The sequence below is a fragment of the Inquilinus sp. NPDC058860 genome, from assembly GCF_042743185.1.
Lineage (GTDB): Bacteria > Pseudomonadota > Alphaproteobacteria > DSM-16000 > Inquilinaceae > Inquilinus.
In genome coordinates this window covers 15,178-28,098 of the sequence record NZ_JBHYMS010000048.1, presented here as the reverse complement: position 1 = coordinate 28,098, position 12,921 = coordinate 15,178, and the positions used below count along the sequence as shown (strand labels likewise).

Annotated in this window: 16 protein-coding genes; 4 read left to right on the top strand and 12 right to left on the bottom strand. The window is 70.1% G+C overall.

All coding sequences use genetic code 11. The features are described 5' to 3' along the window. Positions 1–14: 14 nt before the first annotated feature. A complete protein-coding gene (trxA, locus tag ACFW16_RS26705) occupies positions 15–335 on the top strand; it encodes a thioredoxin TrxA (protein WP_380310828.1) in 321 nt (106 codons plus the stop codon). A gap of 71 nt (positions 336–406) precedes the next feature. On the opposite strand, the gene ACFW16_RS26700 is transcribed toward trxA, so the two are convergent. The 3 genes from ACFW16_RS26700 to ACFW16_RS26690 form a co-directional block, all read right to left on the bottom strand. Beyond that, entirely contained in the window at positions 407–904 is a 498-nt protein-coding gene (locus ACFW16_RS26700; protein ID WP_380310826.1) for an SH3 domain-containing protein, read from the bottom strand. A 56-nt stretch (positions 905–960) separates the two neighbouring features. Continuing rightward, positions 961–2,049, bottom strand: coding sequence for a P1 family peptidase (locus ACFW16_RS26695; protein WP_380310825.1), 1,089 nt, complete (start codon positions 2,047–2,049; stop codon positions 961–963). Positions 2,050–2,325: 276 nt separating this feature from the next. Continuing rightward, a complete protein-coding gene (locus ACFW16_RS26690; RefSeq protein ID WP_380310823.1) occupies positions 2,326–3,453 on the bottom strand; it encodes an iron-containing alcohol dehydrogenase in 1,128 nt (375 codons plus the stop codon). Between the two features lie 165 nt (positions 3,454–3,618). On the opposite strand from ACFW16_RS26690, the gene ACFW16_RS26685 reads away from it, so the two are divergent. Further along, positions 3,619–4,851, top strand: a complete 1,233-nt coding sequence (locus ACFW16_RS26685) for a Zn-dependent hydrolase (RefSeq protein WP_380310821.1) — start codon at positions 3,619–3,621, stop codon at positions 4,849–4,851. Positions 4,852–4,931: 80 nt separating this feature from the next. Here ACFW16_RS26685 and argB read toward each other — a convergent pair whose 3' ends face one another. The 6 genes from argB to rpmH all read right to left on the bottom strand — a co-directional run bounded on the left by argB (position 4,932) and on the right by rpmH (position 9,362). After that, a complete protein-coding gene (gene argB, locus ACFW16_RS26680; RefSeq protein ID WP_380310819.1) occupies positions 4,932–5,846 on the bottom strand; it encodes an acetylglutamate kinase in 915 nt (304 codons plus the stop codon). A 71-nt stretch (positions 5,847–5,917) separates the two neighbouring features. Beyond that, positions 5,918–6,580, bottom strand: a complete 663-nt coding sequence (gene yihA, locus ACFW16_RS26675; RefSeq protein WP_380310817.1) for a ribosome biogenesis GTP-binding protein YihA/YsxC — start codon at positions 6,578–6,580, stop codon at positions 5,918–5,920. After that, positions 6,577–8,415, bottom strand: a complete 1,839-nt coding sequence (gene yidC / locus ACFW16_RS26670) for a membrane protein insertase YidC (protein ID WP_380310815.1) — start codon at positions 8,413–8,415, stop codon at positions 6,577–6,579. The genes yihA and yidC overlap by 4 nt, the downstream gene beginning before the upstream one ends. 63 nt (positions 8,416–8,478) lie before the next feature. Beyond that, positions 8,479–8,763 carry a membrane protein insertion efficiency factor YidD gene (gene yidD / locus ACFW16_RS26665; protein WP_380310813.1) on the bottom strand — a complete coding sequence of 95 codons (285 nt, stop codon included), beginning with the start codon at positions 8,761–8,763 and terminating at the stop codon, positions 8,479–8,481. Beyond that, complete coding sequence (gene rnpA / locus ACFW16_RS26660; RefSeq protein ID WP_380310811.1) at positions 8,760–9,200, bottom strand: ribonuclease P protein component; 441 nt, start codon at positions 9,198–9,200, stop codon at positions 8,760–8,762. Before rnpA ends, yidD begins: the two co-directional genes overlap by 4 nt. Positions 9,201–9,227: 27 nt before the next feature. Beyond that, positions 9,228–9,362: a 50S ribosomal protein L34 gene (rpmH, locus tag ACFW16_RS26655; protein WP_138887974.1), complete on the bottom strand. Its 135-nt coding sequence runs from the start codon at positions 9,360–9,362 to the stop codon at positions 9,228–9,230. 149 nt (positions 9,363–9,511) lie between these two features. On the opposite strand from rpmH, the gene ACFW16_RS26650 reads away from it, so the two are divergent. Next, positions 9,512–10,276: a methyltransferase domain-containing protein gene (locus ACFW16_RS26650; RefSeq protein WP_380310808.1), complete on the top strand. Its 765-nt coding sequence runs from the start codon at positions 9,512–9,514 to the stop codon at positions 10,274–10,276. A gap of 155 nt (positions 10,277–10,431) precedes the next feature. After that, the gene (locus tag ACFW16_RS26645; protein WP_380310806.1) at positions 10,432–10,953 is read left to right on the top strand and encodes a DinB family protein; all 522 of its coding nucleotides are present in this window, start codon (positions 10,432–10,434) and stop codon (positions 10,951–10,953) included. A 56-nt stretch (positions 10,954–11,009) separates the two neighbouring features. On the opposite strand, the gene ACFW16_RS26640 is transcribed toward ACFW16_RS26645, so the two are convergent. The 3 genes from ACFW16_RS26640 to ACFW16_RS26630 all read right to left on the bottom strand — a co-directional run bounded on the left by ACFW16_RS26640 (position 11,010) and on the right by ACFW16_RS26630 (position 12,905). Further along, a complete protein-coding gene (locus tag ACFW16_RS26640) occupies positions 11,010–11,258 on the bottom strand; it encodes a type II toxin-antitoxin system RelE/ParE family toxin (protein ID WP_380310804.1) in 249 nt (82 codons plus the stop codon). 3 nt (positions 11,259–11,261) lie between these two features. Next, the gene (locus ACFW16_RS26635; RefSeq protein ID WP_380310802.1) at positions 11,262–11,549 is read right to left on the bottom strand and encodes a type II toxin-antitoxin system ParD family antitoxin; all 288 of its coding nucleotides are present in this window, start codon (positions 11,547–11,549) and stop codon (positions 11,262–11,264) included. A gap of 96 nt (positions 11,550–11,645) precedes the next feature. After that, positions 11,646–12,905: an extracellular solute-binding protein gene (locus ACFW16_RS26630; protein WP_380310800.1), complete on the bottom strand. Its 1,260-nt coding sequence runs from the start codon at positions 12,903–12,905 to the stop codon at positions 11,646–11,648. Positions 12,906–12,921 lie beyond the last annotated feature (16 nt).

Here is a 12,921-nt window from a genome sequence, read left to right as displayed (position 1 = left end):
GGCAAGGAATTTCCATGAGCACGAAGCCCGTCTCGGATACCAGCTTCGAAACCGACGTCCTGAAGGCCCCGGGTCCCGTCCTGGTGGATTTCTGGGCCGAATGGTGCGGCCCCTGCAAGATGATCGGCCCCTCGCTGGAGGAGATCTCCGCCGAGCTGGGCGGCAAGGTCAGCGTGGTCAAGCTGAACATCGACGAGAACCCGATGACGCCGCCGAAATACGGCGTGCGCGGCATCCCGACCCTGATGCTGTTCAAGGACGGCCAGGTCGCCGCCACCAAGATCGGCGCCGTGCCGAAGAAGAGCCTGCAGGACTGGGTCGAGAGCAACCTCTGATCCCGCGACGATCCTGACGGAAAGCCCCGCTTCGGCGGGGCTTTTTCATGGGCGATGCCGGTCGGCTCGCCCTACTCCACCTTCTCGCCCGGATAGGCGCCCCAGAAGGAGGCGCGGCGCATCCAGCCGCGATAGCCCTTGAGGTCGACATAGCACCAGTCGGCCTGCGCCCCGTCGCCCGGGCAGCGCAGCAGCGAGCCGATCACCCCCGGCTCCGCCTTCGCCATCAGGCCGGAGCCATCGCTGGGCTCGTTGTAGATCGGCTGGTCCTCCTTGCCGGTGACCACCAGGCTGCGCCGGCGGGTCAGCAGGGCCTGGTGGACCCAGCCCTCGATCCCCTCCCAGTCGCGCACCCGGCGCCAGGTGTCGAACTCCGCGATCACCTCGACCGGCAGGCCTTTCTTGCTGACCACCCATTCGACCGGATAGCGCTCGCCCGGCCCGGTGCGGAGGTTCACCTCGTCCGACCGCAGCGACACGAATCGCGGCACCGGCTGGCCGCTGCCGGCGGCGTGGGCGGCGAGCGGCACGGCCGCGGCGAGGAGGAAAGCGGCGAGGAGGCGGCGCATGGGGCTCCGTCTGGCGGCGGTCGATGCCGACACAAGAATCCCCGGCACCGGCGCCGTCAAGTGCGTCCGTAACGCTGCATGATCCCGGGCAGCCGCTCGACCGGCAGGGCATGGCTGACCCGGCCCTGGCGGCCCGTCGTGGTCTCGGCGGCGCAGAGCGAGTTCCAGATCGCTTCTTCCGTCGCCTCCACCACCGCCGCCATCAGCGGCTGCAACGCGAAGTCCGGCAGCATGCGCAGGTCCTCGAAGGGCAGCACACGGCCGGCATCGGTGGCCTGGCCGAGGTCGTTGCCGGTGGAGAAGGCGATGAACACGTCGCCGCTGCCCGGCCAGCCCAGGCCGCCGCAGCGGGCCAGGCCCAGCCCGGCGCGCTGCGCCAGCCGCTTCAGCTGGTGCGGGAACAAGGGCGCGTCGGTGGCGACCACGACCAGGATCGAGCCTTCGACCCGGCGCTGGCTGAAGCAGCTGGGCACGTCGGTCACCGGGATCTCGCGCCCGACCGGCACGCCATCCAGCAGCAGCCGCTCGCGGTCGCCGCAATTGGTCTGCACCAGGATGCCGACCGTCCAGCTGTCGCCGCCCTGGGCGACGACGCGGGAGGCGGTGCCGGTGCCGGCCTTGAACTCATGCGCGTTGGTGCCGGTGCCGCCGCCGGCGCAGCCCTCCGCCACCGGGTCGGCAGTGGCGCGGCGCAGCGCCTCCAGCGCATGGTGCGGCCGCAGCACGAAATGCTCGCTCTCGGACAGCCAGCCGTCATAGGTCTCGGCGACCATCGGCATCTTGAAGTCGGCGCCGGTGGCCAGCGTCATCTCCGCCTCGACCATGCCCTCGTGCACCGCGCCGATCGAGAAGGTGCCGGTCAGGGCCAGCGGCCCGCAGAGCAGGCCGAACTCGTTGATCCAGGTCAGGCCGGTGACCTCGCTGTTGCCGTTCAGCACATGGCCGGCGGCGAACAGGTTGCGGTGCCAGATCCCGCCGTCCTGCGGCACGATCGCGGTGATGCCGGTGCGGATGACATGCGGCGCCTCCTCGATCAGGGTGACCTGGCCGACCAGCACGCCGGGGACATCGGTGATGCCGTTCTTCGGGCCGGGCGGCAGCGTGCCGATCGACAATCCCAGATCCCGCAATCTCGCGCGCGCCATCCCACCCTCGCTTGAACGCCGGAGCTTCGCCCCATGCCTGGGTAGCAGGCCGGGCGGGTGCGATCTACGCCCCGAATGGGGGGTGTGGCAGGGACCCAAAGAAAAGGGCCGACCCGATGGCCGGCCCGAGTTGAACAGGGAGGTTCATGCACGATGCGGACGTGCACCCCTAGAACCCTTCTCAAAGGGGGAGGTTCCCACCCCCTTGAAAAATTTTGCCCGCCATGCATGCGCCGCCGGAATTTGCCTATCGCGTAGGCGGAACGGGCCCCGGCGTCAGCCCAGCGCGGCGTCGAACAGGGCCTCGTAATCGGCCTGCGACACCGGCCGGGCGTTGCTGGCGGTGGAGTGGTCGGCCACCGCGCCGGCGACCGTGCGGTCGCGATGCGCCTCGGTCACGCCCATCTGCCGCAGGCTCTTCGGCAGGCCGAGCCGGGCGTTCAGATCCTCGATCGCGGCGGCGAGGTCGGCATCCTCCGCCAGCCCCATGGCGCGGGCCAGCCGGGGATATTTCGCGGCCGCCGCCGGGGCGTTGAAGCGCAGCACCGCCGGCAGGATCACGGCGTTGAGCGTGCCGTGATGCAGCACCGGGTCGGGGATCGCGCCCAGCGCATGCGACAGGCCGTGCACCGCGCCCAGCCCCTTCTGGAAGGTCAGCCCGCCCTGCAACGCCGCCATCATCATCTCGGCCCGCGCCTCGCGGTCGTCGCCGTCGGCCACCGCCCGCGGCAGGAAGCGCATGGCGCGGCCGGCGCCGTCCAGCGCGATGGCGTCGGCCGGCGGGTTGTACCGGGGCGACAGGAAGGTCTCGATGCAATGCGTCAGCGCGTCCATCCCGGTCGCGGCGGTCAGGAGCGGCGGCAGGCCCAGCGACAGCTCGGGGTCGCAGACGGCACGGGCCGGGATCAGGTGTCCGCTGATCAGCGCCAGCTTGCGGCCGTCGCGCAGGGTGATCAGGGCGGCGCGCCCGACCTCGCTGCCGGTGCCGGCCGTGGTCGGCACCGCGATCAGCGGCGCCACCGGGCCGATGCGGCCGGCGCCGCCCTCGATCAGCGCGTATTCGGCCAGCGCGCCGGCATGAGTGGCGCGCAGGGCCACGGCCTTGGCCAGGTCGATGGCCGAGCCGCCGCCGAGCGCGACCAGCCCATCGCAGGCGGCATGCCGGAAGGCTTCGAACGCCGTGTCGACCGCCGCCTCGGTCGGGTTGCCCGGCGTCTCAGCGAACAGCGCATGCTCCGCGGGCAGCAGGCGCCGCACCCGGTCGAGCAGCGGCAGCCGGGCAATGCCGGGATCGGTGACCAGCAGCGGCTTGCGGATGCCGAGCTCCGCCAGCTCCTGCGGCAGCAGCTCGACCGCGCCCGCCCCGAAGCGGGTGGTGGTCAGATAGGTGATGGTGTCGGCCATCGCTCCGGTCCTCGGTCTTGGCGTTCTGGGGAGTCGAAGGGAACCCTAGAGGATGCCGTCCGGTATCGGAAGCCGGCGCAAAGCCTTTGCGCGGCCCGGCGCAATACGCAAACCGATCGACCGGGGCCGGCGATATGCTGCCGCGGCAACGATCCCGGAGCCGCCATGACCGCCCGCCCCGTCCTCGACCATGCCCGCCTGATCGACCGGCTGCAGCGCCTGGGCGCCATCGGCCGCGGGCCTTCGGGCGGGCCGACCCGGCTGGCGCTGACCGACGCCGACCGAGAAGGCCGCGACCTGCTGGCGGGCTGGATGCTCGAGGCGGGGCTGGAGGTGCGGGTCGACCGTATCGGCAACATCTTCGGCGTCTGGCCTGCCGCCGGCGCCGCCGACCCGGTGATGGTCGGGTCGCATATCGACACGGTGATCGACGCCGGAATCTATGACGGCTGCTATGGCGTTCTGGCCGGTCTGGCGGTGGTGGAGGCGCTGCGGGCCGCCGACGCCGCGCCGGCCCGGCCGATCGCGGTCGCCGCCTTCACCAATGAGGAGGGCGTGCGGTTCCAGCCCGACATGATGGGGTCGCTGGTCCATGCCGGCGGGCTGGACCTCGACGCCGCCCTGGCCGCGGTCGGCACCGACGGCGCCGTGCTGGGCGAGGAGCTGGCGCGGATCGGCTATGCCGGTGACCTGGAGCCCGGATCGATCCGCCCGGCCTGCTACCTGGAGCTGCACATCGAGCAGGGCCCGGTGCTGGAGGCGGAGGGGCTGGCGATCGGCGCCGTCGACTCGCTGCAGGGCATCTCGTGGCAGCGCGTCACCATCGCCGGCGCCGCCAACCATGCCGGCACCACGCCGATCGCCGCCCGCTGCGACGCCGGTCTGGCCGCCGCCCGGGTCATCGCCCATCTGCGCGACCGCGTGGCGAATGCCGGAACGCTGGCCACCGTCGGGTCGCTGCGGCTGGAGCCGGACGCGATCAACGTGATCCCGTCCCGCGCCGTGTTCACGGTCGACCTGCGCGACCCGGAGGAGGAGCGGCTACAGGCGGCCGAGGCGGCGCTGGCCGGCTATCTCGAGACGCTGGCGGCGGCCGAAGGGGTGGAGGTCGCGACGGAGCGGCTGGCCCGGTTCCAGCCGGTGCGGTTCGACCCGGATCTCGTCCGCCTGGTTTCCGAGGCGGCGGAGCGGCGCGGCCATCGCTGGCGGCGCATCACCTCCGGCGCCGGGCACGACGCCCAGATGATCGCCCGGATCGCGCCCTCGGCGATGATCTTCGTGCCCAGCCGCGGCGGCATCAGCCACAACCCGGCGGAGTTCACCGCGCCGGAGCAGTTGGCCGCCGGCGCCGATGTGCTGCTGGATGTGGTGGCCGGGCTGATCGGCCTGCCGGCGTAGGTTGGGTTCGCTGTGGCGAACCCAACGCGGGGTGTGCAGTCAGAAGTGTTGGGTTCGCAGACGCGAACCCAACCTACGGGTCACGCCCGGATCAGCGTCCCGATGCCGCCCTCGGTGAAGACCTCCAGCAGCACGGCGTGCGGCACCCGGCCGTCCATGATCACCGCGCCCTCGACCCCCTGCTCGACCGCCGAGATGCAGGTCTCGAGCTTCGGGATCATGCCGCCGGAGATGGTGCCGTCGGTCATCAGCTCGCGCGCCCGGGCCAGCGGCAGCTCCTGGATCAGCGCCTTCTCCTTGTCGAGGACGCCGGCGACGTCGGTCAGCAGGAAGAAGCGGGTGGCGTTCAGCGCCGCGGCGATGGCGCCGGCCGCGGTGTCCGCGTTGATGTTGTAGCTCTCGCCGCGCGGGCCGACGCCGATCGGCGCGATCACCGGGATGAAGTCGCTGTCCTCGAACGCCTCGAGGATCTCGGGGTTCACCGCCGCCGGCTCGCCGACGAAGCCGAGGTCGAGGATGCGCTCGATGTTGCTGTCGGGGTCGCGCTTGGTGCGCTGCAGCTTGCGGGCCGAGATCAGGCCGCCATCCTTGCCGGACACGCCGACCGCCTTGCCGCCCACCGACTGGATGGCCGAGACGATCTGCTTGTTGATGTTGCCGGACAGCACCATCTCGACCACGTCGACGGTGTTGCGGTCGGTGACGCGCAGCCCGTCGACGAATTCGGACTTGATCTGCAGCCGCTCCAGCATCGCGCCGATCTGCGGGCCGCCGCCATGCACCACCACCGGGTTGATGCCGACCTGCTTCAGAAGCACGACGTCGCGGGCGAAGCTCTCGGTCAGAGAGTCGTCGCCCATGGCGTTGCCGCCGTATTTGATGACGAAGGTCGCGCCGGCGTAGCGGCGCATGAAGGGCAGCGCCTCGACCAGGGTCTGGGCCTTTTCGAGCGAGGCGGCGGGCAGCTTGGGCGGGGCGGCGTAAGGCTTGGTCATCGGGCTCGTTCCTGCGAGCGGTGGGCCGGCGCCCCTCTCATGCCCGACCGCGCGGCCGCGATCAACCGCGGTCAGCCGTTCTTCGCGATCTCGGTGAGGAAGGCGCGCAGCTCGGGAATGCCCTCGCCGCTGTCGCTGCTGGTCAGGAACACCCGCGGGAAGGCGGCCGGGTGACGCTTCAGCACCGCCTCGACCTCCGGGACCCGGCGCTCGCGCTCGCCCTTGCCGACCTTGTCCATCTTGGTCAGCACCACCTGGGTGGCGACGGCGGTGTCGTCGAGCAGCTTCAGGATCTCCGCGTCCGACTCCTTGATGCCGTGCCGGCCGTCGACCAGCACCAGGGCCCGGCGCAGGGTGGCGCGGCCGCGCAGATAGCCCTTCAGCGTCTCGGTCCAGCCATGGGACAGCGACTTCGAGACCTTGGCGTAGCCGTAGCCCGGCAGGTCGACCAGCGACAGCCGGCCGCCGAGGTCGAAGAAGTTGAGCTGCTGGGTGCGGCCCGGGGTGTGGCTGGTGCGGGCCAGGGTCTTCCGCCCGGTCAGGGCGTTGACCAAGCTGGACTTGCCGACATTGGAGCGGCCGGCGAAGGCGATCTCCGGCAGGCCCGCGGGCGGCAGGTCGGACAGCGCGGCCGACCCCCAGGTGAAGCGGCACTCCTGCGCGAACAGCAGCCGCCCCGCCTCGATCGCTTCCGGCCCGAATGCTTCCCGCTCGGCAGGCTGCGGCTCCGTCACCCCTTGCGGCCTGCCGGCTTGCGGGGGCCGGGCGCCTTCGGAGCGGCCGGCGCCTTCGGCGCGCTGTCGGCGTTCCCGTTCTTCTTGCGGGTGACCGAGGGCGGCAGGGCGGCCGGCGCCTCGGCGCCTTCCTCCATCCCGCCCGAGATCTTCACATGCATGCGCTTCATGATCGACCACTGCTGCAGGATCGTCAGCGTGTTGTTCCACGCCCAGTAGATCACCAGGCCGACGGGGAAATGCGCCAGCATGAAGGTGAACACGATCGGCAGCGCCATGAACACCTTGGCCTGGACCGGGTCGGCCGGCGCCGGGTTCAGCTTCTGCTGCAGGAACATGGTGACGCCCATGATGATCGGCGCGGCGCCGATCATCAGCATCGCCGGCGGCGACCAGGGGATCAGGCCGAACAGGTTGAACACCGTGGTCGGGTCGGGCGCCGACAGGTCGTGCATCCAGCCGAAGAACGGCGCGTGCCGCATCTCGATGGTGACCAGCAGCACCTTGTACAGCGCGAAGAACACCGGGATCTGGATGATGATCGGCAGGCAGCCCGCAGCCGGGTTGACCTTCTCGCGCTTGTACAGCGCCATCAGCTCCTGCTGCTGCTTCGCCTTGTCGTCGGCGAAGCGCTCGCGCAGCTTCACCATCTCCGGCTGCAGCGCCTTCATCTTCGCCATCGAGTGGTACGACTTGTCCGCCAGCGGATAGAACAGCAGCTTCAGCGCCAGGGTGAAGATCAGGATGGCGACGCCGAAATTGCCGACGACGCTGTGGATCCAGGCCAGGATCTTGAAGAACGGCTTGGTCAGGAACCAGAACCAGCCGAAATCGATGGCGAAGTCGAACTTGGTGATGTTCAGCGTCTCGGCATAGCTGCCGATCAGGTCGACCTCCTTGGCGCCGGCGAACAGCCGGCCGGTCGAGTCCACGGTCTGGCCGGGGGCCACGGTCACGGCGTCGGCCTGGTAGGTGGCGAGATAGCGGCCTTCGCCGTCCGACTGGTGCAGGAACTGGGTGTCGACCTTGACCGCCTGGTCCGGGATCAGCGCCGCCAGCCAGTACTTGTCGGTGAAGCCGAGCCAGCCGCCGGTGCTGGTGTTCCTGACCGCCTTGTCGTCCTGGATGTCCTTGTAGGTCTTCTCCTCCAGCGTGCCGTTGAACACGCCGTAGGGGCCTTCGTGCAGCACGTAGTAGCCCTGGGTCACCGGCGTGCCGAAGCGCAGCACCCGGCCATAGGGGGCCAGTTGCACCGGCTTGTCGGTGTTGTTCACGACGCGCTGGACCACCGTGAACATGTAGTTGGCGTCGATCGAGATGCTGCGTTCGAACACCAGCCCCTGGCCGTTGTCCCAGCGCAGCACCACCGGCGCGTCCGCAGTCAGCGTCTGGCGGTCGGCGGTCCAGACCGTGTTCGCGCCCGGCACCACGACCGAGGGATCGGCCGGCGCCCAGCCGTAGTCGGCATAGTAGGGGGACGGCCCGCCCAGCGGCGTCAGCAGCACGATCTCGGGGCTGTTGGGGTCGACCGTCTCGCGGTAGTCGCGCAGGGTGACGTCGTCGATCCGGCCGCCGGTCAGGTTGATCGACCCGTGCAGGCGCGGCGCCTCGATCTTGACCCGGCCGCTCTGGGCCAGCGCCTGGGCGCGATCCATCGGCGCCTGCGCCGCGCCGCCGACCGTGGTCGGGGCCTGGGGCGAGGCGGTCGAGGTCGTGGCGCCCTGCTGCTGCGGCGCCGGCGCAGTCGGCTTCGGCGCCGGGAACAGGAATTGGAAGCCGAGAAGGATGGCCAGCGAAAGGGCGATCGCCAGGATCAGGTTCTTCTGGTCGGTCATCGCATCAGGGCTCCGGTCCCGGCCCCTGCCCTGTAATCTGGCCGGCCGGTCAGTCGAATACGGTCAATGGTCGGTGGGCCGGGCCGCGCCGCAGCAGGCGTCATGGCCCCGTCCACCGGCAGTCGGGGTGTCGGGCACGGGGTCATACCCCGACCCACCCCAGGGGTGGCAACGCGCGATGCGCCGCAGGGCCAGCCAGCCCCCGGCGATCGCACCGTGCCGCTCAATAGCCTCGATCGCGTATGCGGAGCAAGTGGGCGCGAACCGGCACTGGCGTCCGATCAGCGCCGACAGGCTGTAGCGGTAGCCGATCACCAGGGCGCGCATCAGATGGGCCAGCGGGCTCATGCCGCGGCCCCTCCGGCCTCCGCCCCTCCGACTCCTGGCGCCGGACGCACGGCGCCCAGCTTCTCCAGCGCCCGGTCGAGATCGGCGACCAGGTCGGCGAAGGGCCGGCGGACGGTCTCGCCGCGGGCGATCAGCACCAGGTCGAGGCCCGGCGCCGCCCGGCGGCCCAGCACCTCGGCGGCGGCGGCGCGCAGACGGCGGCGCGCCCGGTTGCGGGCGACCGAATTCCCCACCTTGCGGCTGGCGGTGTAGCCGACGCGCAGGTCGCAGCCGGCCGTGGCCTCCGCCCCGCCTTCGGCGCCGTCCCAGCGGCGCAGCTGGACGATCACGCCCGGCTGCGCCCATTTGCGGCGGGTTCCGGCCACAGCCAGAAACTCGGCGCGCTTCTTCAGCCGGCCGAGGCGGATCAATCCAGGATCGTCAAGACGGACGCGCATCCGGTCACCCCGGCCGCGAGAGCCGGATTACGCGGAGAGGCGCTTCCGACCCTTGGCGCGACGATTGGACAGCACGCGGCGGCCGCCGACGGTCGCCATGCGGGCGCGGAAGCCATGGCGGCGCGCGCGCACCAGCTTGCTGGGCTGAAAGGTTCTCTTCACGGTCGGAACTCCGGATGGCTCTACTCGCGCCCTCGCCGGACGCAAAACGGTCGCGGGTTATAGGCACGACCGGCGCCCGAGTCAATCGATCCGCCCACGGATCGGTGCGGGGATGCGCCGGAGGCAGGTCTTCCGGTAGATTGGGCGCCATGGCATGGAATCCCACCCACACGCTGAAATTCGCCGGCCCGCGGCTGCAGCCCGGGCTCGACCTCATCACCCGGCTGCCGGACATCGAGGCGCGGCGGATCGTCGATCTCGGCTGCGGCACCGGCGCCCTGGCCGCCCAGCTGGCCGAACGCTGGCCGCGCGCCGCGGTCACCGGCCTCGACCGCGACCGCAACGCCCTGCGCGAGGCCCGGGCGACCCATCCGGACCTGGACTGGGTCGAGGGCGACATCGCCGACTGGACACCGGCGGAACCGGTGGATCTGATCTTCTCCAACGCCGCGCTGCAATGGCTGGAGGGGCACGAGGCGCTGGTGCCGCGCCTGCTGTCCTTCCTCGCCCCCGGCGGCGTGCTGGCGGTGCAGATGCCGCGCAACCACGACGCGCCGAGCCATGTGCTGATGCGGGCGCTGGCGTCCGAGCCGCCCTGGGCCGGCCGGATCCCGCTGCGCCGCCCGCCGGTCGGCACCCCGGCCGCCTATTACGACCTGCTGGCGCCGCGCACCGAAGCGCTCGACATCTGGGAGACCGAGTACCTGCACGTGCTGAAGGGCGACAACCCGGTGCTGCACTGGGTGCGCGGCACCGCGCTCTTGCCGGTGATGGCGGCGCTGTCGGGACCGGAGCTCGACGCCTTCATCGCCAGCTACGCGGCGCGGCTGGCCCAGGCCTATCCGCCGCAGCCGGACGGCAGCACCCTGTTCCCCTTCCGCCGCCTGCTGCTGCTGGCCCGGGTGGGACCGTGAGGAGCGCCATGCCCCTCTCCTACCCTGTCATTGCCGAGGGCAACCCAACGCTCCCGCTTTGACCTCCGGCGGGATCGGCGCGAGACTGGCGACGGGTGGCGTCCGACCGAGTCGGCATGGCTGCAGATCTTCCACGCAAGTCACGGACGGGACTCATGACGACGCAATCGCTCCTGACATCATTGTTCCAATACAAGGCCTGGGCGAACGACCGGCTGCTGGCCGCCATGGCCGCCCTGGACGGAGAAGCCCTCCAGGCGGAACGGCGCTCGGCCCTCCTGATCCTCAATCACGCCCACATCGTCGACCGCATCTTCGCCGCCAACTTGCAGAAGATTGGACACGGGTACGCCACGAACGAACCCGACGATGCTCCGGCGCTGGAGGAGCTGTCCGCCTCGGTCCGGGACACTGACCGCTGGTACATCGACTACGCCGCGCGGCTGAGCCCGGACGAGCTCGCGGAGGTGATCGCCTTCACCTTCACCGACGGCGCGCCAGGCCGGATGTCCCGCGAGGAGATGCTGGCCCATGTCATCGCCCATGGCGGTTATCATCGCGGCCAGGCGGGCCAGATCCTGTCGCAGATGCCGATCGCGCTGCGGCGCGAGAGCGTGTTCCGCGACACCTTCACCAGCTATCTCCACCGGCCCGATGCGGCAGCCATGGCGGGATAGGCGCTGTCGCGAAAGGTGCGATGACGGAGTGTCGGGTTCGCTTGGGCGAACCCGACCTACGGCTCATCGCCTCGCAGCACGTGCCGTCCGAGGTGCAACACCCGCATGCCCGGAAGGATGTCCTCTCGCTTCCTGCTGTCCGGAAGCTCCGGCCCTGCCGCGAGAGCCATGACCGCATGCGCGATCGTCTCCTCATAGACGAGCGCCTGTTTCGTCCCGAAGCTCTGGCCGGTCCATTGTAGGATGGAGAAAAGGTCGCGCTCAGCTGCGGCGCTCAGGTTGACCCGCCAGCGGCGCCCGGGCACGCGTCAATCCGGCAGGCCGGACAGAGCCGAGTCCGCTATCGCTCTCATATGCCGGCGCAGATCCTCCACGGAATCGAACTCCGTATACTCCCCGCGCTCTATCGCATCGATTCCGACCTGGACCGCGGCCCGCAGGCGCTCGAGCTTGGCGGCATCTTCCTGCTCGCGCTGCTCGACCAGACGGAGCCCTTCGCGCAGGACCTCGCTGGCATTCTGATAGCGGCCGGATTTGACCAGCCCCTCGATCAGCTCGGCCTGATGATCGGTCACGACGACGTTGCGGGTCGGCATCACGGGCTGTCCTTGAACACGTCTGCACCTGAATAAGATAAGGCGATTGGCATATTATGCCAATCGCCTTGATCGTGCTCAGCCCCCGTGTTCCTCTTATTTCCCCAGCGGCTTGTACCAGGCGTCGAGAGTCTCCTGCACTTTGGCAGCGGCCTGCTCGGCAGTCATCGAGCCGTTCAGCACCTGGGCCGAGACGTTCCAGATCGCCTGGTCGACATTGGGCTTGCCGCGCGACAGGATCTGGTGCGCCAGGCGGATGTTGCCGCCGCATTTGTCCTTCCAGCTCTGGAACTCCGCCGCCAGCGGATCCTTCAGCTCGACCTTGTGGGTCGACAGTGTGAAGAAGCCCGGCAGGGCGTTGGTGTAGAGCGTCGCGAACTCGGCCGAGGCCACCCATTCCAGGAAGGCGCGCGCCGCCTCCGGATGCTTGCTGTGGGCGTTCATGCCGAAGCCGAGATCGGTGTGGTTCGAGATGAAGCAGGGGTCGCCCGCCTTCGCCACCGGCGGCGGGAAGGCGCCGAGCGGGAACTCGGCCTGGGCCTCGAACAGCGGGATCTCCCACGACCCGGCCGGGTAGATCGCGGCGCGGCCGAGGGTGAACAGGTTCTGGCTGTCCGGGTAGGATTGCGCCTCGTAGCCGTCGGCCAGATAGGGCTTCCACTTGGCCAGCTCGGCCCAGGCGGCGACATAGGGCGGGTCGGTGAACTTGGCGGTGCCGGCGATCAGCGCCTTGCGGCCGGGGTCGCCCTGCCAGTGGTTCGGGCCGATGTTCTGGAAGCCCATGGTCGCGGCCTCCCACTGGTCGGCGCTGCCGATCGAGAGCGGGATTTCGCCAGCGGCCTTGATCTTGTCGAGCAGGGCGAAGAACTCGGCCTCGGTCTGCGGCGGGGTCAGGCCGAGCTTGTCGAAGATGCTCTTGTTGTAGATGAAGCCGCCGATCACCGAGCCGACCGGCACGCAATAGGTGGTCTTGCCGTCATCGGTGCTCCAGGCCGTCCGCGACGCCTCCGGGAAGGCGTCGATGCCCTTGAGGTCGTTGACCGACGCCAGATGGCCCTTCTGGAACAGCGCCAGCGAGGCGTCGAAGGCACGGCAGGCGACGATGTCGCCGGCGACCCCGCCCTCCATCTTGGCGTTCAGCGCGGCGTTGTACTCGGTCGGCGCCGAGGGCGCGAAGTTCAGCTTGATCCCCGGATGCGTCGACTCGAAGGCCGGGATGATCTTGTCCTGCCAGATCTTGAGGTCGTCGTTGCGCCAGCTCTCGATCGTCAGGGTGACGTCCGCGGCCTGGGCGGCGCCGGCCAAGCCGGCGAGCGCCGCGCCCGTCATCAGGACGCGGGATAGGATGGTGTTCATTGTCTCGGGCCTCCCC

Coding starts and splice junctions, on each gene's coding strand:
- trxA (WP_380310828.1), top strand. CDS start 15: ATGAGCACGAAGCCCGTCTCGGATACCAGCTTCGAAACCGACGTCCTG.
- ACFW16_RS26700 (WP_380310826.1), bottom strand. CDS start 904: ATGCGCCGCCTCCTCGCCGCTTTCCTCCTCGCCGCGGCCGTGCCGCTC.
- ACFW16_RS26695 (WP_380310825.1), bottom strand. CDS start 2,049: ATGGCGCGCGCGAGATTGCGGGATCTGGGATTGTCGATCGGCACGCTG.
- ACFW16_RS26690 (WP_380310823.1), bottom strand. CDS start 3,453: ATGGCCGACACCATCACCTATCTGACCACCACCCGCTTCGGGGCGGGC.
- ACFW16_RS26685 (WP_380310821.1), top strand. CDS start 3,619: ATGACCGCCCGCCCCGTCCTCGACCATGCCCGCCTGATCGACCGGCTG.
- argB (WP_380310819.1), bottom strand. CDS start 5,846: ATGACCAAGCCTTACGCCGCCCCGCCCAAGCTGCCCGCCGCCTCGCTC.
- yidC (WP_380310815.1), bottom strand. CDS start 8,415: ATGACCGACCAGAAGAACCTGATCCTGGCGATCGCCCTTTCGCTGGCC.
- yidD (WP_380310813.1), bottom strand. CDS start 8,763: ATGAGCCCGCTGGCCCATCTGATGCGCGCCCTGGTGATCGGCTACCGC.
- rnpA (WP_380310811.1), bottom strand. CDS start 9,200: ATGCGCGTCCGTCTTGACGATCCTGGATTGATCCGCCTCGGCCGGCTG.
- ACFW16_RS26650 (WP_380310808.1), top strand. CDS start 9,512: ATGGCATGGAATCCCACCCACACGCTGAAATTCGCCGGCCCGCGGCTG.
- ACFW16_RS26645 (WP_380310806.1), top strand. CDS start 10,432: ATGACGACGCAATCGCTCCTGACATCATTGTTCCAATACAAGGCCTGG.
- ACFW16_RS26635 (WP_380310802.1), bottom strand. CDS start 11,549: ATGCCGACCCGCAACGTCGTCGTGACCGATCATCAGGCCGAGCTGATC.
- ACFW16_RS26630 (WP_380310800.1), bottom strand. CDS start 12,905: ATGAACACCATCCTATCCCGCGTCCTGATGACGGGCGCGGCGCTCGCC.